General features: G+C 65.4%; 20 protein-coding genes and 1 pseudogene. 10 read left to right on the top strand and 11 right to left on the bottom strand.

Going from position 1 to position 24502, the window contains the following annotated elements:
• Positions 1 to 96: 96 nt before the first annotated feature.
• From JJB99_RS26285 to JJB99_RS26275, 3 genes are read left to right on the top strand one after another with little or no spacing between them, the layout of a single operon-like run.
• The gene (locus JJB99_RS26285) at positions 97 to 909 is read left to right on the top strand and encodes an ImuA family protein (RefSeq protein ID WP_200495154.1); all 813 of its coding nucleotides are present in this window, start codon (positions 97 to 99) and stop codon (positions 907 to 909) included.
• On the top strand, positions 800 to 2389 hold the full coding sequence (locus JJB99_RS26280; RefSeq protein ID WP_200495153.1) for a Y-family DNA polymerase: 1590 nt from the start codon (positions 800 to 802) through the stop codon (positions 2387 to 2389). The genes JJB99_RS26285 and JJB99_RS26280 overlap by 110 nt, the downstream gene beginning before the upstream one ends.
• Positions 2386 to 5766 carry an error-prone DNA polymerase gene (locus JJB99_RS26275; RefSeq protein WP_200495152.1) on the top strand — a complete coding sequence of 1127 codons (3381 nt, stop codon included), beginning with the start codon at positions 2386 to 2388 and terminating at the stop codon, positions 5764 to 5766. The genes JJB99_RS26280 and JJB99_RS26275 overlap by 4 nt, the downstream gene beginning before the upstream one ends.
• 159 nt (positions 5767 to 5925) lie before the next feature.
• On the opposite strand, the gene JJB99_RS26270 is transcribed toward JJB99_RS26275, so the two are convergent.
• On the bottom strand, positions 5926 to 6696 hold the full coding sequence (locus JJB99_RS26270; RefSeq protein ID WP_200495151.1) for an SDR family NAD(P)-dependent oxidoreductase: 771 nt from the start codon (positions 6694 to 6696) through the stop codon (positions 5926 to 5928).
• A gap of 205 nt (positions 6697 to 6901) precedes the next feature.
• Positions 6902 to 7189: a hypothetical protein gene (locus JJB99_RS26265; RefSeq protein WP_200495150.1), complete on the bottom strand. Its 288-nt coding sequence runs from the start codon at positions 7187 to 7189 to the stop codon at positions 6902 to 6904.
• Between the two features lie 56 nt (positions 7190 to 7245).
• On the opposite strand from JJB99_RS26265, the gene JJB99_RS26260 reads away from it, so the two are divergent.
• The 3 genes from JJB99_RS26260 (at position 7246) to JJB99_RS26250 (ending at position 13368) form a co-directional block, all read left to right on the top strand.
• The gene (locus JJB99_RS26260) at positions 7246 to 8658 is read left to right on the top strand and encodes a CoA transferase (RefSeq protein ID WP_200495149.1); all 1413 of its coding nucleotides are present in this window, start codon (positions 7246 to 7248) and stop codon (positions 8656 to 8658) included.
• A 145-nt stretch (positions 8659 to 8803) separates the two neighbouring features.
• Positions 8804 to 10048 (top strand): efflux RND transporter periplasmic adaptor subunit, encoded by a 1245-nt coding sequence (locus tag JJB99_RS26255; protein ID WP_200495148.1) that lies wholly within the window; start codon positions 8804 to 8806, stop codon positions 10046 to 10048.
• A gap of 203 nt (positions 10049 to 10251) precedes the next feature.
• Positions 10252 to 13368, top strand: a complete 3117-nt coding sequence (locus JJB99_RS26250) for an efflux RND transporter permease subunit (protein ID WP_200495147.1) — start codon at positions 10252 to 10254, stop codon at positions 13366 to 13368.
• A 7-nt stretch (positions 13369 to 13375) separates the two neighbouring features.
• On the opposite strand, the gene JJB99_RS36370 is transcribed toward JJB99_RS26250, so the two are convergent.
• The 7 genes and pseudogenes from JJB99_RS36370 to JJB99_RS26220 all read right to left on the bottom strand — a co-directional run bounded on the left by JJB99_RS36370 (position 13376) and on the right by JJB99_RS26220 (position 18992).
• Complete coding sequence (locus JJB99_RS36370) at positions 13376 to 13705, bottom strand: LysE family transporter (RefSeq protein ID WP_246775365.1); 330 nt, start codon at positions 13703 to 13705, stop codon at positions 13376 to 13378.
• 49 nt (positions 13706 to 13754) lie between these two features.
• Positions 13755 to 13889, bottom strand: a pseudogene (locus JJB99_RS36365) (permease); the annotation flags it as partial.
• A 316-nt stretch (positions 13890 to 14205) separates the two neighbouring features.
• Complete coding sequence (locus JJB99_RS26240) at positions 14206 to 15168, bottom strand: amidohydrolase family protein (protein WP_200495146.1); 963 nt, start codon at positions 15166 to 15168, stop codon at positions 14206 to 14208.
• Positions 15169 to 15221: 53 nt separating this feature from the next.
• A complete protein-coding gene (locus tag JJB99_RS26235; protein ID WP_200495145.1) occupies positions 15222 to 15779 on the bottom strand; it encodes a hypothetical protein in 558 nt (185 codons plus the stop codon).
• Positions 15780 to 15801: 22 nt separating this feature from the next.
• Positions 15802 to 17232 carry a TolC family outer membrane protein gene (locus JJB99_RS26230; RefSeq protein WP_200495144.1) on the bottom strand — a complete coding sequence of 477 codons (1431 nt, stop codon included), beginning with the start codon at positions 17230 to 17232 and terminating at the stop codon, positions 15802 to 15804.
• A 189-nt stretch (positions 17233 to 17421) separates the two neighbouring features.
• Positions 17422 to 18201 carry an enoyl-CoA hydratase gene (locus tag JJB99_RS26225; protein ID WP_200495143.1) on the bottom strand — a complete coding sequence of 260 codons (780 nt, stop codon included), beginning with the start codon at positions 18199 to 18201 and terminating at the stop codon, positions 17422 to 17424.
• A 125-nt stretch (positions 18202 to 18326) separates the two neighbouring features.
• Entirely contained in the window at positions 18327 to 18992 is a 666-nt protein-coding gene (locus JJB99_RS26220; RefSeq protein ID WP_200495142.1) for a hypothetical protein, read from the bottom strand.
• 290 nt (positions 18993 to 19282) lie between these two features.
• Between JJB99_RS26220 and JJB99_RS26215 the strand changes: the two genes are divergently transcribed.
• Both JJB99_RS26215 and JJB99_RS26210 read left to right on the top strand, forming a co-directional pair.
• On the top strand, positions 19283 to 19828 hold the full coding sequence (locus tag JJB99_RS26215) for a sigma-70 family RNA polymerase sigma factor (RefSeq protein ID WP_200495141.1): 546 nt from the start codon (positions 19283 to 19285) through the stop codon (positions 19826 to 19828).
• Between the two features lie 2 nt (positions 19829 to 19830).
• Positions 19831 to 20469 (top strand): NrsF family protein, encoded by a 639-nt coding sequence (locus JJB99_RS26210; protein WP_200495140.1) that lies wholly within the window; start codon positions 19831 to 19833, stop codon positions 20467 to 20469.
• Between the two features lie 8 nt (positions 20470 to 20477).
• Here JJB99_RS26210 and JJB99_RS26205 read toward each other — a convergent pair whose 3' ends face one another.
• Both JJB99_RS26205 and JJB99_RS26200 read right to left on the bottom strand, forming a co-directional pair.
• Positions 20478 to 21578: a DUF2336 domain-containing protein gene (locus JJB99_RS26205; protein ID WP_200495139.1), complete on the bottom strand. Its 1101-nt coding sequence runs from the start codon at positions 21576 to 21578 to the stop codon at positions 20478 to 20480.
• Between the two features lie 63 nt (positions 21579 to 21641).
• Positions 21642 to 22799 carry a GGDEF domain-containing protein gene (locus JJB99_RS26200; protein ID WP_200495138.1) on the bottom strand — a complete coding sequence of 386 codons (1158 nt, stop codon included), beginning with the start codon at positions 22797 to 22799 and terminating at the stop codon, positions 21642 to 21644.
• Between the two features lie 438 nt (positions 22800 to 23237).
• Here JJB99_RS26200 and JJB99_RS26195 point away from each other — a divergent pair, with 438 nt between their 5' ends.
• Entirely contained in the window at positions 23238 to 23807 is a 570-nt protein-coding gene (locus JJB99_RS26195; RefSeq protein ID WP_200495137.1) for a sigma-70 family RNA polymerase sigma factor, read from the top strand.
• Entirely contained in the window at positions 23804 to 24499 is a 696-nt protein-coding gene (locus JJB99_RS26190; RefSeq protein ID WP_200495136.1) for a hypothetical protein, read from the top strand. Before JJB99_RS26195 ends, JJB99_RS26190 begins: the two co-directional genes overlap by 4 nt.
• Positions 24500 to 24502 lie beyond the last annotated feature (3 nt).

The following is a 24502-nucleotide window of genomic DNA, read 5'->3' as shown; positions in this document are numbered from 1 at the left end:
CGTTAGCTTTATATTAGAACATATCATGAACAAATGAGCCAGCCGCAGGTTCTTATTTTTGAGAACCTCGGCAATCACCCTGAAGGAGCGGCGAGCATGAGCGGCGCACGTGGAAGCGCGCTTGCGACCTTGCGCGGCCAGATCGAGCGCATCGAGACGGCGGAGGTCGTGCATCAGTATGACCGCGTCGCGCTCGGCCACGACGAGGCCGACCGCGCCTTGAAGGGCGGGCTCGCGCGCGCGGCGATCCACGAGGTGTTTTGCGAAGGGCGGCAGGGCGCGGCTGCGACGGGCTTTGTCACCGGGCTTGCGGGACGCGTGACGGCGCGCCGGCCGCTGCTATGGGTGCGGCAGGACTTCTCTGAAATTGAAACCGGCGCGCTGTCGATGAGCGGGCTCGCCGAGCTCGGCCTCGATCCGCGCCGTGTGGTGATGGTGCGCGCCGCCGATGTCGAGAGCGCGCTGCGCACCTCGGCCGATGCGCTCGCCTGCGATGCGCTCGGCGCGGTCGTGCTCGAGCTCTGGGGCGAGATGAGGCAGTTCGATCTCGTCGCAAGCCGCAAGCTCACCTTGGCCGCGCAAGCGTCCGGTGTCACCGGCCTGATGCTGCGCATGGCCGCGCAGCCGCTGCCTTCGACCGCGGAGACGCGATGGATGTTGCGCGCCGCGCATTCGCCGCCTGGCTCGGCATCAGTGCCTGCGGCGCCTTGGAGCGCCTGGGGCGCGCCGCGCTTTGATGCCGAGCTGTTGCGCAATCGTCATGGCCCGTGTGGCCGCTGGATCATGGAATGGAAATGTGATGAGTGCCAGTTCAGTGAACCGTCGGCGTATCCTCAGCCTGTGGCTGCCGCGCCTGCCCATCGACCGGATTCAGCGGTTTTTTCCGCCGAGCAACGGCGCGCAGGGTGAGCCGAGTATTGTTGTCATCAAGGATAGCAACGCGCTGGTGATCCATGCACTCGATGAGGCCGCCGAGCGCCTTGGCCTGCATATCGGCCAGCCGCTCGCCAATGCGCGGGCGATGTGTCCGGATTTAAAGGTGTTCGACGCCGATGTCGTGGCCGATGCCAAGACGCTGAGCGACATCGCCGACTGGTGCGACCGCTTCACACCGCTGGTGGCGCTCGATGCGCCGCACGGGCTGTTCCTCGACATCACCGGCTGTGCGCATCTGTTCGGCGGCGAGGCTGCGCTGTTGCAGACGCTGCTCCGAGCGCTCGGACGTCAGGGCTTTGCCGTCAGCGCGGCCATTGCCGGCACCTCGGTTTGCGCGCGTACGCTGACGCGGCAGGCCACGGGCACGATCGTCGCCAATGGCGGTGAGGTTGCGGCGATCGACCGGTTTCCGGTGTCCGCGCTCGGTGCGGACGAGGCTATCACCACCGGCCTGCGCCGCGCCGGCCTGAAGACTATCGGCGACGTTGCCTCGCGCGCGCCGAGTGAAATCACGGCGCGTTTCGGCGCACGGTTCTCGACCTTGCTCGCGCATGCGCTGGGGCAGGGCGACGCGCCGATCAATCCGCGCAAGCCGCTGCCCGACTACATCGTCGAGAAGCGCTTCGCCGAGCCGATCGCGACCGACACCATGATCGCGATGACGCTGTCGCGGCTGGCCGACACGTTGATTGCGTCCATGGAGAAACAGGGCAAGGGCGCGCGGCGCCTGGAGGCCGCGTTCTTCCGCACCGACGGCGTGGTGCGCGCGATCACGGTCGAGACCGGGCGGCCGGTGACGCGAAGTGCCGTGATCGACCGCCTGTTCCGCGAGCGGCTCGATGCGCTCGCCGATCCGCTGGATCCCGGCTTCGGCTTCGACATGGTGCGCCTGTCGGCGAGCCGCACCGAGATCGTGGTGCAGGAGCAGCGCGATCTCGACGCCCATGTCCACGACAATGACGAACTCGCCGCGCTGATCGACCGCATCGCTGCGCGCATCGGGGGCAAGCGCGTCGTCGTCCATCTACCGCAAGATACGCATATTCCCGAATGCGCGGTGCTGACCACGCCCGCGCAGCATCATCTGGCCGCGGCGATGCAGGCCGAATGGCCGGCACGCGCGAGAAGCGAGCCGCCGCTGCGCCCGTTGCGGCTGTTCGACAGACCGGAGCCGATCAAGGTGCCGTTCGCGACCGTGCCTGACGGCCCGCCGCATCAATTCACCTGGCGCCGCGCGCTGCATGCCGTGGTGCGGGTGGAAGGGCCCGAGCGCATCGCCATGGAATGGTGGCGGCAGGCCGGCAAGCAGCTGACCCGGGATTATTTCCGCATCGAGGATGCCGAGGGCCTGCGCTTCTGGATCTTTCGCGACGGTCTCTACGAGGGGGAATGCTTCGACGACGACGGCAAACCCGTTCCGCCCAACTGGTATGTGCACGGTCTCTTCGCATGAGCACGCCCGCATACGCCGAGATCGGCATCACCACAAACTTCTCCTTCCTGCGCGGCGGCTCGGATCCGCGCGCCTATGTGCATCAGGCCAGCCTCCTCGGCATTCCCGCGATCGGCATTGCCGATCACAACACGCTCGCTGGCGTGGTGCGCGCCTATAAGGAGCTCGACAATTCGGAGGTGCTGCACAAGCCAAAGCTGCTGATCGGCGCGCGCATCGTCTTCATCGACGGCACGACCGATATTCTCGTATACCCGCGCGACCGCGCCGCCTATGGCCGGCTCTGCCAGCTCCTTACAAGGGGCAAGCGCGGCGACGACATCACGCGGATCGAGAAGGGCGAATGCCATCTCAGGTTTGCTGACCTGCTCGAGTTTTCGGAAGGCCAGCTCCTGGTCCTGACGCTGCCGCATCGCTTCGAGCCGGCGCAGGCGTCGGATGTTCTCGCAAAGCTCAAAGCAAGCCGTGCCCAGGGCGTGTGGCTGGCGGCGAGCCTGCTCTATCGCGGCGACGACCGGCGCCGCCTGGCGCGGCTTGACGATCTCGCCGCAACAGCCAAAGTGCCGCTGCTCGCGACCAACGAAGTGCTCTATCACCATCCCGCCCGCCGTCCGCTTCAGGACGTGCTGACCTGCATCCGGGAAAAGACCACGATCGAGGCGGTCGGGCGCAGGCTGGAGGCCAATGCCGAGCGCTTTCTGAAGACGCCCCGTGAAATGGCGCGGCTGTTCCGCGACTTCCCCGATGCAGTCGCCGAGACCATGCGCTTTGCGGACAGGATCGAGTTCTCGCTCGACCAGCTCAAATACCAGTATCCGGACGAGCCGGTGCCCCCGGGCAAGACCGCGCAGGGGCATCTGGAGGATCTGACCTGGGCGGGCGTCGACAAATATTTCGGCGGTGTTTCCAATATCGGCGAGAAGCTTCACGCGACCCTGAAGAAGGAGCTCGCGCTGATCGCCGAGTTGAAATACGCACACTACTTCCTCACCGTGCACGACATCGTGCATTACGCGCGCAGCCAAAACATTCTATGCCAGGGCCGCGGCTCGGCGGCGAATTCGGCCGTCTGCTACGTGCTCGGCATCACTTCGGTCGACCCGACCAAGGTCGATCTGTTGTTCGAGCGCTTCATCTCCAAGGAGCGGCTGGAGCCGCCCGACATCGACGTCGATTTCGAGCATTCGCGCCGCGAGGAGGTGATGCAATATGTCTACCGCCGCTACGGCCGCCACCGCGCTGCGATCATCGCCACCGTCATCCATTATCGTCCGCGCAGCGCCATCCGCGACGTCGGCAAGGCGCTGGGCCTGACCGAGGACGTCACTGCCGCGCTGGCCGACACCGTCTGGGGCAGCTGGGGCAAGGGCCTCAATGACATGCAGGTCCGGCAGGCCGGGCTCGATCCGCACAATCCCATGATCAACCTCGCGGTCGAGCTTGCGGCCGAGCTGATCGAATTCCCGCGCCATCTCTCCCAGCATGTCGGCGGCTATGTGCTGACGCAGGACCGGCTCGACACCTATGTGCCGATCGGCAATGCCGCGATGGACGACCGCACCTTCATCGAATGGGACAAGGACGACGTCGACGCGCTCAGCATGATGAAGGTCGACGTGCTCGCGCTGGGCATGCTTACTTGCATCAGGAAATGTTTTGACCTGATCGCGGATCACAAGGGCAAGCGCTGGGTACTGGCAAGCGTCCCGCAGGACGATCCTGAGGTCTACGACATGCTGTGCCGGGGGGAATCGCTCGGCGTATTCCAGGTTGAGAGCCGCGCCCAGATGAACATGCTGCCACGCCTGAAGCCGCGGGAGTTCTACGACCTCGTCATCGAGGTCGCGATCGTGCGTCCGGGCCCGATTCAGGGCGATATGGTGCATCCTTATCTGCGGCGGCGAAACGGCCAGGAGAAGGTGAATTATCCCTCGCCATCGCCCGAGCATGGTCCCGCAGACGAGCTTTACAAGGTGCTGCATAAGACCAAGGGCGTGCCCCTATTCCAGGAGCAGGCGATGCGCATCGCGATCGAGGCGGCAAAGTTCACCTCCGAGGAGGCCAACGGCCTGCGCCGCTCGATGGCGACTTTCCGCAATGTCGGCACCATCGGCCAATATGAGGAGAAGCTGATCGGCAACATGGTGGCGCGCGGCTACGATGCCAATTTCGCCAGAAGCTGTTTTGACCAGATCAAGGGATTCGGCTCCTATGGTTTTCCTGAGAGCCATGCGGCGAGCTTCGCGCAACTCGTCTACATCTCGTCATGGCTGAAGTATCATCATCCCGATGCCTTCTGCTGCGGTCTGCTGAACTCGCAACCCATGGGCTTTTATGCTCCGGCGCAGATCGTCGGCGACGCCCGCAAGAACGGCGTCGAGGTGCGCGACATCGATGTCTCTTATAGCTTTGCGCAAAGCACGCTGGAGAACACGACGGACAAGTATTGCGCCGTACGCCTCGGCTTCCGCCAGATCGACGGTTTCCACTGGCTCGATCCCGATGAGGAGTTTCTCAAGGCGGAGCAGGCGAAGCGGCAAGGCAAGATCCATGTCACTCAGGAAGACTGGACCGACCGCATCGTCGCCGCGCGCAGCCGCCGGCCCTTCACCTCGCTGGAAGACTTCGCCCGCGACACCGGCCTGCCCAAGCGCGCGCTGATCCTGCTGGCCGATGCCGATGCGTTCCGCTCGCTCGGGCTCGACCGCCGCGAGGCGCTGTGGCAGGTGCGGCGGCTGCCCGACGACGTGCCGCTGCCGCTGTTCGAGGCGGCCACCGCGCGCGAGCAGCCGGACGAGCATGCAAAGCCGCTGCCGGTGATGCCGCGCGCCGAGCAGGTGGTCGCGGACTACCAGACCATCCGTCTGTCGCTAAAAGGCCATCCGATGGAATTTCTGCGCGAGATGTTTTCGCGCGAGCGCGTCGTCGCCTGCAAGGAGATCAGCCATGAGAACGAGCGGCGCCGCGTCCGCTGCGCCGGTGTGGTCCTGGTGCGGCAGCGGCCGGGCAGCGCCAGCGGCGTCGTGTTCATGACGCTGGAGGACGAGACCGGCATCGCCAATGTCGTGGTGTGGCCTAAAATCATGGAGCAGTACCGGAAAGAAGTGATGGGCGCGCGCCTCGTCCTGGTCGAGGGGTATATCCAGAGCAGCCCCGAGAAGGTGACGCATCTGATCGCCCAGCGCATGATCGACCGCTCGCACGATCTGGTCGGCCTTGCCAACGATGCTCTGAGCCGCAAGCATCCGGCGCCGGCAGGTGCGACCGTGGTCGAGCCGCTCAACGAAGACCCCCGCGCCCTCGCGGACATGCCCGCACAAAAAATCCGCCACCCCCGCAACGTCCGCATCCTGCCGCCGTCGCGGGATTTCCATTGAGGATAGGACGCCGGCCGGCGCCTCGCCGTCATTGCGAGGAGCTCTTGCGACGAAGCAATCCAGACTGTCGCCGCGGAAAGATTCTGGATTGCTTCGCTGCGCTCGCAATGACGAGCTTGCGGAAACGACCGGGTGCTAAACTCTCGGTCGTTACGCTCACTAAAAATTTACCCGGTTCGAGATCGCCCCGTCCACGACGAGATTGGATCCCGTCGTGAACGACGACACCGGGCTCGCCAGAAACACCGCTGCGCTCGCGATCTCCTGCGGCGTTGCCATGCGCCCGGTCGGGTTGCGCTTCATCGCGTCATTGTAGCGCTCGGGCATGTTCTGCTCGATCGTGTTCCAGACGCCGCCCTTGAAATAAACCGTGCCGGGCGACACGACATTCACGCGGATTTTCTTCTTGGCGTATTGCCGCGCCAGCCCCTTGGCCATGTGGATCAGCGCCGCCTTGATCGGGCCGTAGGAGCTCGCCGCATCCGCCTGCGCCGCCGCGACCGAGGAGATGATGACGAAGGCGGCATCGCCGCGGCTCGCGCCGCTGGCTTCGAGCAACGGCCGCGCCGCGTCGAAAGCGTGCACGGCACCGAGCACGTCCAGCCGGAAATTCTGCTCCCACGACGCGGCGTCCTGGCCTTGCGCCATCGCGCCGGCATTGGAGAACAGCATGTCGACGCCGCCGAGTTCTGTCGCTGCAGTCTCGATCCAGGACTTCAGCGCCGCGCCGTCGGTGACGTCGACCGTGCCGCCGGTGGCGCGGATTCCACTCGCCTTCAGCTCGCTAACGGTCGCCGCAACCTGGTCGGCGTTGCGCGCGCACACCGCGACATTGGCGCCTTCACCGGCCAGCGTGTCGGCAATCGCCCGCCCGATACCGCGGGTGCCGCCCAGGACGACGGCGTTCTTTCCCTTGAGACCGAGATCCATTGTTTGGTTTTCCTTCTTGCTGGTCGTGCGGAGCTTGGTTGTTTGAGCGAAGATATCGAATTCGTTCTCGGTGTCATACCCCGCGCAGGCGGGGTATCCAGTACGCCGCAACGTCTCGGTTCTATCTCCGGCGTCTCTGGAATACTGGATCATCCACCTTCGCGGATGATGACACCGCGCATAACGTCGTCAGGGACGCGCCCCTTCATTCCGGCGCAGCCCCCACCGGCGGGCCCCCGGGCGGGCGCTGCAGAAAAGTCAGCGAGGCGTAGGCGCCGACCCAGGAGCCGATCGCGGCGAAGGCGACATAGAGGGCGTTCTCGGTGTAGCTGATCACAGCGTAGGACGAGAGCAGGTACCAGATAGCGCTCCAACTCGCCGCCGGCACGCGCTTGCGCGCGACCACGGCTGATGTGAACATCACATAGACCGCGTCGGTGGCCGCCGTTGCGACGAACACGGCGCCCGCGGTAAGGGGATCGATGGCGGCCATTGCATTCCTTCTTGTGCTAATGAATGGTCGACAAAAACTAGGGGAGAGAAGCGGACATGCAAAGCCCCGCCGACATTCTCAAGAGTATCTGGACCTCGGCCGGCGGCGATGCAGCCGCGCTCGCGCGTGTCCGGCTGACCGGCGAGGAGCCGCAAATCCCGTCCTCGTTTCGTGTCGCTGTTGCCGGACAAACGACGATCGCGGCCGCCGGGCTGGCCGCCGCGGAGATATGGAGGCTGCGCAGCGGAGAAGCGCAGGACGTCACCGTCGACATTCGCCACGCCGTCGTCGAATGCCGCTCCGAGCGCTACTTGCGCGTCGACGACAAGCCGCCGCCCCCGGCCTGGGACGCCATCGCTGGCGTCTACAGCACCGGCGATGGCCGCTTCGTCCGCTGCCACACCAATTTTCCGCACCATCGCGACGCCGTCTGCAAGGTGCTCGGCTGCGCGCCTGAGCGCGACAAGGTGCAGGCCGCCTTGATGCACTGGAAGGGCGAGGACTTCGAAACGGCGGCTTACGCCGCGGGCGGCGTCGTTGCCTTGATGCGGAGCCACGACGAATGGTCCGCGCTGCCGCAGGCGCAAGCGCTCGCGCAATTGCCGCTGATCTCGATCGAGAAGATCGGCGAGGCCGCGCCGAAGCCGTGGCCGCAAGGATCATCGAATAACGATCGTCCGCTCGCGGGCTTGCGCGTGCTCGATCTCTCCCGCGTCATTGCAGGGCCCATCGCCGGCCGTACCCTCGCCGCGCATGGTGCCGACGTGCTGCTGGTGTCGGGGCCGGAGCTGCCGGCCATTCCCTGGCTCACCATCGATACCGGCCGCGGCAAGCTCACCACTTTCATCGAGCTGAAGACCGAGGCGGGCAGGGCGCAACTGCGCGAACTCCTGAAAGACGCCGACATCTTCTCGCAAGGCTATCGCCCGCGCGCGCTCGCTAGAATCGGCTTTTCGCCGGAAGCTGCCGCACACATCAATCCCGGCATCGTCTATGTCACGCTGTCGGCCTACGGTCATGCCGGCCCCTGGGCCGAGCGGCGCGGCTTCGATTCGCTGGTGCAGACCACGACCGGCTTCAACCATGCCGAAGGGCAGGCCGCCGGCATCGACGGCCCCAAGGAATTGCCGGCGCAGATGCTCGACCACGCCACCGGTTATCTGATGGCGTTCGGCGCGATGATGGCCAAGGCGCGCCAGGCCCGTGAAGGCGGCAGCTGGCACGTGCGGGTGTCGCTGGCCCAGACCGGGCGCTGGCTGTGGAATCTCGGCCGGCTGGACGGCGGCCTGGACACCCCGGATCTTACGGGTGATGCCGTACATCTTGCGTTCATTGAAGCCGTGCCATCTGGCTTCGGCACGTTGAAGGCGGTGCGCCATTCGGCGCTGCTGTCGAGGACGCCGGCACAATGGAGCCGTCCGGCAATGCCGCTCGGCAGCCATCCGGCACAGTGGCCGGCGCGAACCTGACGTGAAACTGACGCGATGCAAAATTTTAACGCAAACCGAAACGCGATCCGCGCTTTTTAGGTTGTTTGAAATTCCAATTCGGCACTATTAGCGCGACCGATGAGGCAGCCATCTGCCGAGATCGTCGCAGACACGACCGGGCCCCATGGTAGTTGAAAATACCAAGCGAATGCAGGTGCTTACAAAACAACGGGTGATCACATCCGTAGTTTTACTAGCTCTTGCCGGCGCCGGCGCCTATGGCTTCCTCCGTGCGGGCGCCAAGGAGAAGAGCCACTCCGAGATTTCCAGCCAGTCGCGCAGGAATGCGCAGAACTTCACGCCGACGCCATCCGAATGGGCCACGCTGACGATCCAGCCGGTCAAGGCCCGGACCTTCCGCGCCGAGTACGTCACCGAGGGCAAGGTCGCCGTCGACGAGGACCACTCGACGCCGGTGTTCTCGCCCTATGCGGGCCGGGTGACCAAGCTGCTGGCGAAGCCGGGCGAGAGCGTGACCCAGGGGCAACCGCTGTTCACGATCGAGGCCGCCGATACCGTGCAGGCCCAGAACGATTTCATCGCGGCGATGACGTCGCAGAACAAGGCAAAGTCGGCGCTCGAGCTTGCCGACATCCAGTACCGGCGCGCCAAGGATCTCTACGAAGGCCGCGCCATTCCGCTCAAGGATTATCAGCAGGCGGAAGCGACCCAGGTTCAGGCGCAGAACGATATGCGCTCCGCAGTGACGGCGCTGGAGGCCGCAAACAACAAGCTGCGCATCCTCGGCTTCACCGACGAGACGATCAAGGCGTTCCAGAACAAAGGCACCATCAACCCTGAAATCACGATCTATGCGCCGCTCTCGGGTACGGTCGTGCAGCGCAAGATCGGGCCCGGGCAATATGTCAGCGCTGGTGCCAGCGATCCGGTCTTCGTGATCGGCGATCTCTCCACGGTCTGGCTTACCGCCTTCGTGCGCGAGAGCGATGCTGCGCAAGTCAGCGTCGGACAGGACATCGCCGTGAACGTGATGGCGCTGCCGGGCCGGCCGCTGACCGCCAAGATCAACTACGTCGCCGCCGCGATCGATCCGAGCACCCGCCGCCTCTTGGTCCGCGCCACCATCGACAACAAGGACGGCCTGCTCAAGCCGGAAATGTTCGCCAATGTCACGATCTATTCGGCCGGCGATCGCGCCGCGCCCGCCGTGCCGAAGCAGGCGTTGATCTACGAGGCCGACAAGGTCCGCCTCTGGGTCGCACGCGAGGACAAGTCGGTCGAGCTGCGTGAGATCAAGACCGGACTGATCAATGGCAACCTCGTCGAGGTCACCAGCAATCTGAAGCCCGGCGAGCAGATCGTCGTCAAGGGCAGCCTGTTCATCGACCGCGCGGCGTCCGGCAGCTAGGGCAGGATGGCTTTTATTGTATCAATTGTTCCGCGCTTGATTTCACCTCGCCCCGCTCGCGGGGAGAGGTCGGATTGCATCGCAGATGCAATCCGGATGAGGGGGACTCTCCCTGATTCCAACTCTCACCGTCCTCGCGGGGACTCCCCCTCACCCCAATCCTCTCCCCGCAGGCGGGGAGAGGGAGAAGACCGCTGACCTGAATGGATCGCCTCGTCGCCCTTGCCGTCAACCGGCGCTTCCTGATGGTCGGCATGTTCGTCGCCGTGATGATCGGCGGCCTGATCGCGTTCAACCAGCTCAACATCGAGGCCTATCCCGATCCGACCCCGCCGATGGTCGACATCGTGACGCAAAGTCCGGGCCTGTCGGCGGAGGAGATCGAACGCTACATCACCATCCCGATCGAGACTCAGGTCGCAGGTCTGAAGAACATCACGACCATCCGCACCATCTCGCTCTATGGCCTCTCCGACGTCAAAATCCAGTTCTCCTTCGCCTATACTTATGAAGAGGCGTTGCAGCAGGTGCTGAACCGCCTGGCGCAGCTCGCGCCGCTGCCGGGCAACGTGCAGCCGCAGATCTCGCCACTCAGTCCGATCGGCGAGATCTTCCGCTACCGCCTGGTCGGCCCGCCGAACTACAGCGTGCTCGACCTCAAGACCATCCAGGACTGGGTGCTCCAGCGCCGCTTCCGCGCCGTGCCCGGCGTGATCGACGTCACGGGGTGGGGCGGCAAGAGCAAGACCTACGAGCTCCAGGTCGATTTCAACAAGCTGGTCGCCAACGGCCTGACGCTGCCGCAAGTGCTGCAGGCCGTCGGCAATGCGAACGTCAACGTCGGCGGCAACACCGTCAATATCGGCCAGCAATCGGCCGTGGTGCGCGGTGTCGGCCTGATCCGCTCCATCGACGATCTCGCCAACACCATGATCGCCCAGACCAACGGCAATCCGGTGCTGGTTCGGGATGTCGCCACCGTCACCGTCGGGCAGAAGCCCCGGCTCGGTATCGCCGGCATCGACGATTCCGACGACATCGTGCAGGGCATCGTGCTGATGCGCCGCGGCGAGCAGAGCTCGCCGACCATCAAGCGGGTCCACCAGCTGGTTCAAACCCTCAACGACTCCAGCATCCTGCCGCCGGGCGTGCGCATCGAGCGCATCTACGACCGCGGCGACCTGATCGAGCTCACCACCCACACCGTGCTGCACAACATGGTGGTCGGCATTCTCTTGATCGTGCTGCTGCAATGGATCTTCCTCGGTGATTTGCGCAGCGCATTGATCGTGGGCGCCACGATTCCGTTCGCGCTGTTCTTCGCGGTGATCATCCTGGTGCTGCGCGGGGAATCGGCGAACCTCTTGTCGGTCGGCGCCATCGATTTCGGCCTGATCGTCGACGCCACCGTCATCATGGTGGAGGCGATCTTCCGCCGGCTGACGCAGACGACGCCGATGTCGGAATCCGAGCATATGTCGTCCGAGACGCTGTTCGGCATGAAGAGCCACGCCATCCTCAGCGCGGCCGCCGACGTCTCGCGCTCGATCTTCTTTGCCGCCGCGATCATCATCGCGGCCTTCCTGCCGCTGTTCACGCTCTCCGGCGTCGAGGGCAATATCTTCGGGCCGATGGCGCGCACCTATGCCTACGCGCTCGCCGGCGGCCTGCTCGCGACCTTTACCGTCACCCCGGCGCTATCAGCGATCATCCTGCCCGCGCATGTCGAGGAGACCGAGACGAGGATCATGCTGATCCTGCACCGGCTCTATATGCCCGTGCTGAATTGGGCGGTCGCCAATCGCGCCATTGTGCTCGGCGCCGCGGTCGGCCTTGTGCTGATGACGGTCGCGTTCAGCCGGCTGCTCGGTCTCGAGTTCCTGCCCAAGCTGGAAGAGGGCAATCTCTGGATCCGCGCGACGCTGCCGCCGACCATCTCGCTGCAGGAAGGCAACACCTACGTCAACGAGATGCGCAAGGTGATCCGCGCGCGGCCCGAGGTCGAGTCCGTCGTGTCGCAGCACGGCCGCCCCGACGACGGCACTGACGCCGCCGGCTTCTTCAACGCCGAGTTCTTCGCGCCGCTGAAGCCCGCGAGCCAGTGGCCCGGCACGCACGACAAGGAAGAGTTGACGGCCGAGTTGCTCAAGCAGCTCGATGACCGCTTTCCCGGGGTCGAATTCAACTTCTCGCAATATCTCCAGGACAACGTTTCCGAAGCCGTTTCCGGCGTGAAGGGCGAGAACTCGATCAAGCTGTTCGGAAGCGACCTCCAGGCGCTCACCGACACTGCCAACAAGATCAAGCAGGTGCTGTCGACCGTGCAGGGCGTCACCGACCTGGCGGTGTTCACCTCGCTCGGTCAGCCGACCGTCCAGATCGACATCGACCGGGCCAAGGCCGCGCGCTACGGCCTCGCGCCCGGCGACATCAACGCCACCATCAAGGTCGCGATCGGCGGCGATACCGCGGGCGATCTCTACGAGCCCGGCTCCGACCGCCACTTCCCGATCATCGTGCGGCTGGCGCCGGAATATCGTAGGAGCGCCGAGGCGATCCAGAACTTGCGCATCGGCGCGCCCGGGCCGAACGGCACCGTGACGCAGATCCCCTTGAGCGAGGTCGCCACCATCAGCCTCGTCTCCGGTGCGGCCTACATCTATCGCGAGCAGCAGGAACGCTATCTGCCGATCAAGTTCTCGGTGCGGGAGCGCGACCTCGGCAGCGCGATCCGCGAGGCGCAGCAGAAGATCGCCGAGCAGGTGCAACTGCCGCCCGGCTCGCGCATGGAATGGGTCGGCGAGTTCGGCAATCTCCAGGACGCGATCCGGCGGCTGTCGATCGTGGTGCCGATCTCGCTGGCGCTGATCGGCGTGCTGCTCTGGTTCAATTTCGGCTCGATGGCCGACACGCTGCTGGCGATGAGCGTGATCCCGATGGCGATCTTCGGCGGCGTGCTGGGCCTGTTGATCACCGGCACGGCGTTCAGCGTCTCCGCGGCGATCGGCTTCATCGCGCTGTTCGGCATCGCCGTGATGGATGGCATCATCATCCTGTCGCAGTTCAATCAGCTGATCGATGAAGGCATGGACCGCGTGAGCGCGGTGATCCGCACCGGCGAACTTCAGCTCCGGCCAGTGCTGATGACCTGCGTCGTCGCGGGCGTCGGCCTGCTGCCGGCGGCGCTGTCGGAGGGCATCGGCTCGCAGGTGCAGAAGCCGCTCGCGGTGGTCGTCGTCACCGGCATGATGCTGGCGCCGGTCGTGATCCTGGTGACGCTGCCGGTCCTGATCTCCTTCTTCTCGCGCCGCGCGCGCTGACGCGCAGCTACCCGAATGCGCGCTGCGCGATCCGCAGCAGCATGGTGGTACCAAGCCCAAGCAGCATCAAACTGGCGAACCTGCTGCTCAATGACAGCATCCGCGGCGTCAGCCGCGACCGCATGGTTGCGACGATCGTGCTGAGCATCGTCCACCAGACCGCGGAGCCGACGAAGACGCCGGCAATCAGCGGTGCGGCCGCCGCCTGCGTGGAGAACGCATGCAGTGCGGCCAGAAACAGGATGACCGTGAGCGGATTGGTCAGCCCGAGCGCGATGGCGCTGAGATAGGCGCGTGCGAGACGCACGCTGTCGATCGCACCAGCGTCTTGAAGCACGATGGGCGCTCCGATGCGTGCGGACCGCGAACCACAGCAATGTGAGTGCGGAGACGATGCCGAAGACCGCGGCGTTCGCCTCGATCCAGGGCTGCGCCAGCGCACCCAATCCAAGAACCGCGAGAGAGCTGTAGGTGAGATGCACGGTCGCCGCACCGAAGCCGGTTGCGAGACCTGTCGCCATGCCCGATGCCAATGTGCGCTGAATGCACAGCATTCCCATGGGCTCGATCGGCGCGGCGACGGTGAAGCCGATTCCAATGCCGGACAAAAGCGCGACGAGATAATGCGATAAAGACATGCACCCGCACGAACAAATGAAATCTGTGCGTGCGTATCGGTGAAATTGAATCGCCGCCTCAACCGAACGGGTGAGAATCCAATGCTGGCACAAACACGTTCGTGTGAATCGAACGCGCCTGTGCTCTCGTGACAACGGTTGCGCTGCGCAGCATGCAACAGCATCAGCTTCCGTTGAACCTTATCCGCTTTGTCGCGACTCAGAACCCGTAGAGCCGCGCCGGATTGTCGACCAGGATCTTCTTGCGCACATCCGCGTCGGGCGCCCACACCGGCAACTGGTTGAGCAGGGCGCCATCGTCGATCTGGTAGAGCGGCGCGATGTCGGTGGCTTTGCGTCCCTCGACCCGGCTCGAATCCGGATGAGGCCAGTCGGTGCCCCAGACGATGCGGTCTGCGTTCGCGGCGATCAGCGCCTGTGCGAACGGCACCATGTCCTGATAATCGGGCGCGAGCTTCGACGATCGGTAGGCGCCGGAGATCTTCACATAAGCCTTGCCGGACTTCACCAGCGCGACAAGATCGGAGAAGCCCGGCTGCTCCAGGCCTTTCGATGCATCGAGGCCGCCGAAATGGTCGAACACGACCGGCACCGGCGCCGTCTCGACCAGGTCCTTGATCGCCGAGATCATGGCAAGCGTGGTGTAGAGCTGCACATGCCAGCCGCGCGCCTTCATGCGCTCGACGGCGGCGGTGAAGCGCGGACGGCCGACATTGGGGTCATTGACGCCGCCGGTCGCGAGATTAAGGCGGATGCCGCGGAAGCCGTCCTGATGCATCGTGTCGAGCGCGCTCTCCGGCGTCTTGTCGTCAATCACGGCGACCCCGCGCGCGTTCGCGCCGCGCGCTTTCATGCCGAACAAGGTCGACGAATTGTCGGTGCCGTAGACGCTCGGCGTGACGATCACCACGCGCTCGATATGCAGCGCCTTGTGCAGTGCGGCCATCTCGTCCGGCGAGGCCGGCTCGGGCGTGTAGACGCGCCCGGCGAAGAACGGAAACTTTTCGACATCGCCGTGGATATGGGTGTGGCAGTCGCAGGCATGCGGCGGGACGTCGAAATTGATCGGCGTCGCGGGCTGCGCCGCCCGGGCGTGGGCTCTGTTGGTCATGGCTACTCCGGCGACGAGGGAGGCAAGCAGGACACTGCGTCGGTTGAGCACGGTTTCTCTCCCTGTTTTGCTTTTTTGGAGGCAAGCTCGGAGAGACTATCACATCAGCCCGGCAACCGCTCCGTTTCGCTGCATAGCTGCTCGACGAGGTCCGCAAGCAGGCGTGAGCCATCAATGCGCACGACAGGGCAGGGCAGGGCGGAGAGCCACGCCTCATCTTTTGCGAGACTGCGGCCTTCGCGATCGCCGGCTTCGTAGTGCGAAGCCCATTCGATGAAAGACTCAGTTTCGTCATGACGCCAGCCACCCCGTGCGACGGCATCAGCGCCGAAATGCGCGGCCTCGCAGGCGCGCAATCGCTCCAGCCGGATATCGCGCGGCGTGGTCACGAAGACGACGAGGTCGAAGAACGAAACCAGCTCCTCGCCCCAGCCGGTGACGGATCCGCTCAGCACCCAATCGAGACGCGACAGGAACATCTCGCGCATCAGGCGCAGACGATCTGCGGCAGGGCGCGTCGTCCGGTAAGGCGGCGCAGTCGGGAGCCAGAAATAGTCGTCGGTGTCGTGATGCGGCAGCGCGAGCCGGCCGGCGAGCGCGCGACCCAGCGTGGTCACGCCGGAGCCCGAAGCTCCCATCAGATGGATGCGGCGGCTTTTCATCAGCACCGAGCCGAAACTGAAACTACTGCCCCGACGGCGTGCGCAGGCCGTGCCAGGCGTCGCGGACCTGCTGGTAGTGCACCTCGGGCAGATAGTCCGGCGTGTTGAGGTTCAGGGTCTTGACGTCGAGATGGCCGACGGCGCTGAGCAGGGTGTAGGAGGCGATGACGCGGTCGCGTAGCGCGCCGATCAGGCGGGCCTTGGCCTGGATCAGGTCGGCCTGCGAGTTCAAGACGTCCACCGTCGTGCGCTGTCCGCCGGCGGCTTCGCGCTGCACGCCCTGGAGCGCGACGGTTGCCGCCTTCACCTCGGATTCCGAGGCCGAGACCGCAATCTTGGCGCCTTCATTGGCAACCCAGGCGCTGACCGCCGCGGTGCGGGCCTGGTTGCGGACCTGGTCGAGCACGAGCCGGCTCTGCGCCGTGATCTCCTTGGCCTGCCGGGTCTGCGAGGCGGCCTGACCGCCGTCATAGATCGGCGCAGTGACATTGGCGACGATCGAGGCCTGGTCCTCGGCGAAGGTGCCGAGCGTCGGGTCGTTGTTGCGGCTTTTGCTGGCGCTGCCCTGGATGCTGGCGCTCGGCAGCAGCGTGCCTTCGGCGATGCGGATATTGGTCGAGGCGACGTCGACGTCGAAGCTGGCCGCCATCACCGCCGGATGTTGGCGGATCGCCATCGTCAGGGCGTCCTCGCGGCTCTTCGGCAGATAGCGATCGACAACCTCGGCGGGCCGGAGCTGTGACGGCGCGTTGCCGATCACCTGCGCATAAGTGGCCTGGCTGACGGCGAGCGCGACTTCGGCGGCGTTGAGATCGGCAAGGCCGCGGTTGAGGCGGGCTTCGGCCTGGGCGCTGTCAGTCGGCGTGACGTCGCCGGCGTTGAGGCGGCGCTGGGTCACGGCCAGCGTCTCGCGCAGGAACGCGACGTTGGAGCGCTGCGCCTCGACCAGCGACTGGTTGGCGAGCACGTTGGTATAGGCGGTGACGGCGTCGAGCAGCACGCCCTGGCCGACATTGCGCAGCGCCTCGCGGCCGGACTGCACCTGGAGTTCGGCCGCGCGCACGCCGTTGGCGGTGCGGAACCCGTTGAATAGGGTCTGCGTCACGGTAACGCCGATGATCCATGGCTTCAGGTTGGCGGTCTGGACGGTGTTGTCGGGCAAGAGATTGCGCACCGATTGCAGGCCGGCGCTGAGGCTCGCCACGATCTGCGGCCGATAGCCGGCGAGCGCCTGCGGCACGTTCTCGTCCGTGGCGCGTTGCCGCGCCCGCTCGGCGTTAAGCTGCGGATTGGTCTGGTAAGCCTTTGCCAGCGCCTCCGGCAGGGCTTCCGCCGATGCGGCAGCCGGCAGGGCGCAACAGAGCGCCAGCGCGGTCCACGTCGCAAGCACAGGACCCACGCCGGATCGATGCCGCGTCAATATGCGACCAGCTCTGGCGGCACGCCCAATCATGTAATCCCGCTAAACCCCGGCTGTCCGCCCCCGCCGACGGTGGCCCTCTTAACTGTTTAACCAGCCGGGGTCGCGCAGGCAAACTGCCGCGGGGAAAACCCCCATCTATTCCGTGCTTGTTGCAGGCGCGTCACAGCATTTTTGCGGATCAGCATCAGAGCCTTACACCAGCCTGACCGTTCGCGGGCGCTACCGGTTCTTGTTCACCGGCTTGCGCTTCTCGATGAACGCCGCCATGCCCTCGGAGCGGTCTTCCAGCGCGAAGGTCGCGTGGAACAGGTTGCGCTCGACGCTCATGCCCTCGGCGAGGGTGGTCTCGAAGGCGCGGTTCACGGCTTCCTTGGCCATTGCCGCCGCCGGTCGCGACATCGCGGCGATCTTCTCGGCGGCGGCGATGACTTCGTCCATCAGCTTGTCGGCTGGCACGATCCGGCTGACGAGGCCTGCGCGCTCCGCCTCCGCTGCATCCATCATGCGGCCAGTGAGGCATAGGTCCATCGCCTTCGCCTTGCCGATCGCGCGGGTCAGGCGCTGGGTCCCGCCGATGCCGGGAATGGTGCCGAGCGTGATCTCGGGCTGGCCGAACTTTGCCGTGTCGGCGGCGATGATGAAGTCGCACATCATGGCGAGCTCGCAGCCGCCGCCGAGCGCATAGCCCGCGACCGCGGCGATGGTCGGCTTGCGGCATCGCGCGATCCGGTCGCCACCGATCGCGGCGAAGTCTTCCGAGAACATGTCGATGAAGCCCTTCGGCTGCATCTCCTTGATGTCGGCGCCGGCGGCGAAGGCCTTTTCGCTGCCGGTCACGACGATGCAGCCGATAGCGTCATCAGCCTCGAGATCGTCGACGGCGGCGGCGATCTCGCGAAAGACGCCGAACGAGAGCGCGTTGAGCATCTTCGGCCGGTTCAGCTTGACGATGCCGACCGCACCCTGGCTCTCGACGATGATGTGTTCGAACGTGCTCATGCTCCACCCACGCGTTTGATTGGTTGGGCAATGTGCCCGCTGGCGCGAATGGCTTCAAGAGCGAACACTGGCCGGAACACGCGGCAAGGCGCGTGTCCCGGGCGGGATTCAATCAGGCCAGAAAGTCAGGCCATGAACATGCGCGCGGCGGAGGCCAGTGTCAGCAGCGTGCCGACCCCGATGAAGATCTTGCCGATCAGCGAGCTCTGGTCCCAGGCCGAGCTCTGGCTGCTGGCCATCACCGGTGCCGGCCGCGGCTGCGCGTCGGTTGCGGCAATCACCGCTTTCTGCGCCGGCGGAGTATCCTGTTGCAGGGTGCGGTCGATATCATTGAGCTGGTCGGGTTCAACGACCTGGTTCTCGGCAGTCGGCGCGGCGGTATTATCGGCGGCAGCCTGCACGTTGTCGTTGGCGCGGCCCGTCATCGCGGACGCCGCGGCAGCCGTCGGCGCGACGGCGGCGGCGAGCTGCGCATTGGCGTTGGCGACGGTGGGCGGCATCTGGCTCGAGGCCGGCGCGTCGTTCTCGGCCTTCACGTCGACCTTGGCGTCGTCGGCCTGTGGCGCGGCATCCTTCTTGTCGGCCTTGTCGCTGGATTTCTGTGCCGTCTTATCGCTGTCGCGGTGGCGCGAGGCGTGGCGCCGCTGCTTGCCCGGCTTGACCGTATCGGCCTGGTTGCCCGCGCTGTCGGATTTGCTGGCGGAGCTCGGTGCCGCCTGCACGGCGCCTCCAAACAGCAAGAAAAGCCCGGCAAGAAGGATCAATGCCGCGTGTCCGCTGGCTTTCATCATGTTGACGATCTCCCCAATTCCGCCCGTCCCGGACGAAACAGAGACCCCGGGGCATGACGGCAGCAGGGCAGAAAGTGGGAATCTTCGGGCTACACCGGGCGAAAACGGGGCAAGCCGGCTCCTGGAAACGGCCGGCCGGATGCGGGACGGGCGGATCGGTGTTAAGAGCCGTCGCAGACTTTTTCGGCGGTCTCGGTGGCGCGTGTCCGGTGTTGATCACGAATTTGTGATAATGCGGACCACCGCGTAACAAATTGAAAGAGCGGCCGAATTGCATGGTGAGGGCGCACGTGCGCGGACGTGAGGACGAATGGACCGGCCTGATGCGGTCGGCCATGGCTGGCGATGATGCGGCGTATCATCGCCTGTTGAAGGCGGTCACGCCGGTGCTGCGCGCCGCGGCGAGGCGGGGCCTGGCGCGGGCCGGGCAGCCTCCCGACCAGGCCGAGGATATCGTGCAGGAGATTCTGTTGGCGGTGCACCTGAAGCGGCACACCTGGGACAGCGAAGCGCCCTTCGCGCCCTGGTTGTTCGCGATCGGGCGCAACAAGCTGATCGACGTGCTGCGCCGGCGCGGCAAGCGCGTCTTCGTCAACATCGACGATTTCGCCGAGACCCTGCCGGGTGAGGCCCCTCAGGAAACCGCCTCGGCGGGCGAGGTCGCCGCGCAGCTCGGCACGCTGCCGCAGCGCCAGCGCGACGTGCTGCAGTCGATTGCGGTCGAGGCCGTCTCGATCAAGGACACGGCGGCGAGATTTGCGATGAGCGAAGGTGCGGTGCGGGTCGCGCTGCATCGCGGACTTGCGGCGCTGACTGCCAAACTGCGAGACCATTAGTCATGGACACCGATCAACTCATTCGCACGCTTGCGGCCGACAACGCCCATCGCGCTCCACGCGTCGGCGCCGTGCTGACCATGGCGCTGCTGGTGGCGGCGCCGTTCTCGATCCTGATCTTCGCCACGTTCCTCGGCGTGCGTCCCGACGTGATGACGGCCATGCACAATCCGTTCTTCGACACCAAGTTCGCGGTGACGCTGTCGCTTGCGATCCCCGCGATCATCGTCAGCTTGCATCTGTCGCGGCCCGAAGCATTGATGCGCGGTTGGGGCTGGCTGTTGCTGCTGCCCGTGGGCCTGCTCGCGGTCGCGATCGGCAGTGAGGCGATGATGGCGCCGGCGATGCCGATGACAATGCGCCTGGTGGGCAAGAATTCGCGCGTCTGCCTGTCCGCAATCCCCGCCATGTCGCTGCCGCTGCTCGCCGGCGCCCTGTTCGGCCTGCGCCACGGCGCGCCGTCGCGTCCCGCGCTCGCCGGCGCGCTCGCCGGCCTGGTGTCGGCCGGCCTTGCCGCGACGCTCTATGCCTCGCACTGCACCGACGATTCGCCACTGTTCGTCGCGACCTGGTACACGATCGCGACCGCGGTGGTGACGGCGATCGGCGCGTTCGCCGGTTCAAAAGTCTTGCGCTACTAGCCGCGGCGTCAGGACGCCGGCGTCGTGCTCTGCATGCGGTGGAAGCGCAGCACCTGCTGTGCGGTCGATGAGCGCAGCGCCTCGTAGCTGTCGCGCAGCGTCAGCATGTCGGTCCGCGAACCGCCGGAGAGTTTCTCGCGCATGGCGATGATGGCGCGCACGCTCGACCAGGACATGCCCGCGACCTTGGCGAGGATCATCACGCCCTCGGTGCGGCTCTCGATCATCATGTTTTCGGCAGTCTCGACCGCGACGCCCGCGAGCGCGGCGAGCCCTGCATTGGTCTCGTCGAACTTGCCCTGCTCGGCGAAGGTCATGACCTGGAATTCGTTGAGACGGCCGTCCGCGTGCAGTGACTTCACCAGTGCGCGCGCCATCTCGGTCTGCCTGGTCATGGCGGCGGCGCGGACCCGCTGCGCCGCTTCCTGGACCACGCTCGAGACTTCGTCCGCAAGCTCGGGATGGGCGGCCTCCAGCTTGCGGCGCACGCTCAAGGAGGCCTTCGCGACCAGCTTGAGATAGTGATGGCGGGGCAAATCGGGCCGCAGGCCGATGCAGGTGGCGAGGTCGTCGTCGCGCTCGGCGCGGGTGACGAGGTCGGTGAGGCTGCCTTCCGACAGCTTCGCGCCGTGATTGCCGACGGTTGATTGCACCACGTCCTCGTTGCCCCGCGAGACCAGCACGTCGGTCAGTGCTTCCGACAGCACCCGCCGCAGCGAGATCGCCTTGAGATGCGCCTCGCCCCTGGTGCGTGCGATTTCCATCAGGGTGGCCTCGTCCAGCCGTTCCGATTTCGTCAGCACGGGTCCGGCGACCTCGATGACTTCGTCGAGCGCGAGCGTGCGCATAATTTTCGGCGGCGCGGCCGCGATCGGTGCCAGGCGTTCGGCGAGCAGCGCCTTGGCCGAGGTCTCGATCTGCGCGATCAGGCACTGGAATACGTCGTCGAAGACGCGGATGTGCGCGTCGGAATAGTCCACGGCATTGCCCAGGAAGAGATCGGTCACGCGGCGCAGCGCCTCGACACGGCGCGCCACGGTGCCGTGCGAGAGCGCAGCCTGCAATTCGTCGAGCAGGTTCTCGGATGGTTTGGCGGATTTGGATCTCATTGCCCTGTCCTGGAGCGTTCGGTCCGGCGGCGGCCTCGCGCGCGCCCGCAGAAAATGGATTGGTCAGCTCGGTGCAATTCGGTTACGCCCTTGCGCCTTGGCGGAATAAAGCGCGCTGTCGGCGCGCGCGAGAAACGTGTCGGCAGTATCAGAGTCGCGCAGCGTCGCGACGCCCGCGGAAATCGTCACCCGCATACCCGGCGAGAATGCACTCCAGTCGAGATCGGCGACGATGCCGCGGAGCCGCTCCATCATGCGCGAGGCTGCCTCGGCAGCGGTGTCCGGCAGCAGCAGCAGGAACTCCTCGCCGCCGTAGCGGCCGAAGCTGTCGGACGGGCGGATGTTGGCGAAAACGGTGATGGCAAAGGTGCGCAGCACCTCGTCGCCGACGGGATGGCCGTGGGCGTCGTTGATGCGCTTGAACCAGTCGAGATCGATCAGCGCGATCGCGCAAGGCGTGGACGCCTGCCGCGACTTCCCGATCTCGACATCCAAGAGGCGCATGATGCAGCGGCGATTGTAGGAGCCGGTGAGCTCGTCGAGCTCGGCGAGCTCCTCGATGCGCTGGTAGGCGGCCTTCAGCTCGATGCTGCGCCGGTACAGGATCTTGCGCAGCGTGGCGCCGAACAGGCCGAGGAAGGCGCACTGGCCGATCACCAGCACGAAGCACAGCATCGAGGCGGTGCGCTGGAGCCGGCTCGCAACGGGCATGCCAATCGGCAGGTCGGAGGCGAGGAAGACGGCGGCAAGGCCGCCCGTCGCGATCGCCCAGGTCAGCATCGCCTGAGCCGAGGTCATGCGCAGCGTGCCGAAGGCAAAGATCAGGAATAGGACGCTGATGAAGGCGATGCCGATGGTCGGCACCGACAGCAGGAACACGAATTGCAGCGCCATATGCGCCGAGATCTGGAACACGGTGAGATAGTGGTCGCTGAACCTGTCGCCGACGCCGGCTTCCGACAGCACGGCGAACGTGCCGATGATCAGGAGACCGCCGAGCCAGAACAGCGAAGCGACGTCGACCGAGATCGCGCCATCATAGGCGTAGAGCAGCAGGACGGAGGCGCCGAGCGAATAGCTCACCACCTGGCCGATATACATCTGGCGGCGCTGCCGGACCCTGCGGGCCAGCACTTCCGGCGCCGCCGCCTCCGGTGCGAGGACGAGATCCGCGGTCTCAGCAGCATTCCTCTCCGGAAAGGACGTCGCGGCCGTGCTCATGGTCCCGCCAATGGTGGAGTTCAGCCCAAAAATCTACGTGGCAAGCCTTTAGGTTTGGTATCATTCGAAACCGAATCCAAACCTTGTAGCGCAGTACGGGATGATGGTGGCCGGCAGGAGAATTTGCCGGCGATTAGCCATCGTTTGCGATGCGATCGAGCCAAAGCAGGGCTTCGTGAGACAGATGTCGTGCCGGGCTGCTATGGAACCGGATCTGGCCCGGTCGCCTCGGCCGGGCAAGCCCTCCGCAGGGAAATATTTGAGTATTATGTTACCGATTTGGATCGAGCTGGTTGACCGCCGCGAGCGGGACAAGAAAAATGCACGTATGTGGGGTAGATCACACAGGCCTCCGTACAACTGCGGTAAGTTGAAGAATTTCACCCCTTTCGTCGAACCGTCCACCGCCTCGGCCCGACCAACCTTGCGAGACGGCCTTTGAGCGTGACACAGGCGGCTTCGGACGAGGTCCTGATCGCCAGGATCGCTCAGGGCGACCGGCTCGCCATGCAGGTGCTGTACGGGCGGCACCATGTCAGGGTCTACAGGTTCGGGCTGAGGCTCGTGCGGGACGAGCAGGCGGCGGAGGACCTCATCAGCGAGGTGTTTCTCGACGTCTGGCGTCAAGCCGGCAAGTTCGAAGGCCGATCCGCCGTTTCCACCTGGCTGCTGGCAATCACCCGATTCAAGGCCCTCTCGGCGCTCCGGCGCAGGAAGGACTTTGAGTTGGACGAAGACGCCGCGAACGCGATCGAGGACCAGTCCGACGATCCGGAAACGGTGGTGCAGAAGAAGGATACCAGTGAAGCGTTGCGGGAGTGTCTGACGGGCCTCTCGCCGGAACACCGGGAGATCGTCGATCTCGTCTACTACCACGAGAAGTCCGTAGAAGAGGTCGCCGCAATCGTCGGCATCCCGGAGAACACTGTGAAGACGCGCTTGTTCTATGCGCGCAAGAAACTGGCCGAACTGCTGAAGGCAGCCGGCGTTGAGCGAGGCTGGCCATGATGGCTTTGAGCAAGAAGATGCTGGAGCAAGAGCCCAGTGACATTGAACTGCTGCTGCCCTGGCACGCCGCCGGCACGTTGAACGCGCGCGATGCGCGCCGTGTCGAGGAAGCGCTGGCGCGCGATCCCGAGCTCGCGAAGCAATATGCCGCGATCCGCGGCGAGTACGAAGAGACCATCCATCTGAATGAGAGCTTGGGGGCTCCGTCGGCCCGCGCGATGCAGAAGCTGTTCGCTGCGATCGACGCCGAGCCGGCGCGGCCCATCGGTTCGCTGCCGCTGTCGGCGCGCATCTCGACCTTCTTCGGGAGCCTGTCGCCGCGCACGCTGGCTTGGTCGGCGAGCCTTGCCGGCATCGCGCTGCTGCTGCAGGCCGGCATCATCGGCGCGGTGCTGATGAAGACCCAGACCGCGACCTTCCAGACCGCTTCGCTTTCGACCGGCGCCCCGATCACCCGCGAACTCGGAGCGGCGGCTGCGCCCGCCCGCGCGCTGGTGCGCTTCACGCCCGAGGCGCGCGTTTCCGACATCACCGCGCTGCTCGACAGCTACCAGGCCTCGATCATCGGCGATGCCAAGGGCGGCATGTTCCGTCTCCAGTTCGACAAGGCGATGAGCCAGGACGAACTCGCCGCGCTGCTCGGCAGGATGTCGCGCGAGAAGGTCGTCAACCTCGCCGTGGCGGCGCCTTAAGCG

The organism is Bradyrhizobium diazoefficiens (assembly GCF_016616235.1).
GTDB lineage: Bacteria > Pseudomonadota > Alphaproteobacteria > Rhizobiales > Xanthobacteraceae > Bradyrhizobium > Bradyrhizobium diazoefficiens_H.
The sequence above is the reverse complement of the archived record's forward strand: the minus strand, read 5'-3'. Positions and strand labels throughout refer to the sequence as shown.

Coding starts and splice junctions, on each gene's coding strand:
- JJB99_RS26280 (WP_200495153.1), top strand. CDS start 800: ATGAGTGCCAGTTCAGTGAACCGTCGGCGTATCCTCAGCCTGTGGCTG.
- JJB99_RS26220 (WP_200495142.1), bottom strand. CDS start 18,992: ATGATGAAAGCCAGCGGACACGCGGCATTGATCCTTCTTGCCGGGCTT.
- JJB99_RS26260 (WP_200495149.1), top strand. CDS start 7,246: ATGCAAAGCCCCGCCGACATTCTCAAGAGTATCTGGACCTCGGCCGGC.
- JJB99_RS26205 (WP_200495139.1), bottom strand. CDS start 21,578: ATGAGATCCAAATCCGCCAAACCATCCGAGAACCTGCTCGACGAATTG.
- JJB99_RS26190 (WP_200495136.1), top strand. CDS start 23,804: ATGATGGCTTTGAGCAAGAAGATGCTGGAGCAAGAGCCCAGTGACATT.
- JJB99_RS26250 (WP_200495147.1), top strand. CDS start 10,252: ATGGATCGCCTCGTCGCCCTTGCCGTCAACCGGCGCTTCCTGATGGTC.
- JJB99_RS26255 (WP_200495148.1), top strand. CDS start 8,804: ATGGTAGTTGAAAATACCAAGCGAATGCAGGTGCTTACAAAACAACGG.
- JJB99_RS26270 (WP_200495151.1), bottom strand. CDS start 6,696: ATGGATCTCGGTCTCAAGGGAAAGAACGCCGTCGTCCTGGGCGGCACC.
- JJB99_RS26275 (WP_200495152.1), top strand. CDS start 2,386: ATGAGCACGCCCGCATACGCCGAGATCGGCATCACCACAAACTTCTCC.
- JJB99_RS26265 (WP_200495150.1), bottom strand. CDS start 7,189: ATGGCCGCCATCGATCCCCTTACCGCGGGCGCCGTGTTCGTCGCAACG.
- JJB99_RS26235 (WP_200495145.1), bottom strand. CDS start 15,779: ATGAAAAGCCGCCGCATCCATCTGATGGGAGCTTCGGGCTCCGGCGTG.
- JJB99_RS26230 (WP_200495144.1), bottom strand. CDS start 17,232: ATGATTGGGCGTGCCGCCAGAGCTGGTCGCATATTGACGCGGCATCGA.
- JJB99_RS26210 (WP_200495140.1), top strand. CDS start 19,831: ATGGACACCGATCAACTCATTCGCACGCTTGCGGCCGACAACGCCCAT.
- JJB99_RS26225 (WP_200495143.1), bottom strand. CDS start 18,201: ATGAGCACGTTCGAACACATCATCGTCGAGAGCCAGGGTGCGGTCGGC.
- JJB99_RS26200 (WP_200495138.1), bottom strand. CDS start 22,799: ATGAGCACGGCCGCGACGTCCTTTCCGGAGAGGAATGCTGCTGAGACC.
- JJB99_RS26285 (WP_200495154.1), top strand. CDS start 97: ATGAGCGGCGCACGTGGAAGCGCGCTTGCGACCTTGCGCGGCCAGATC.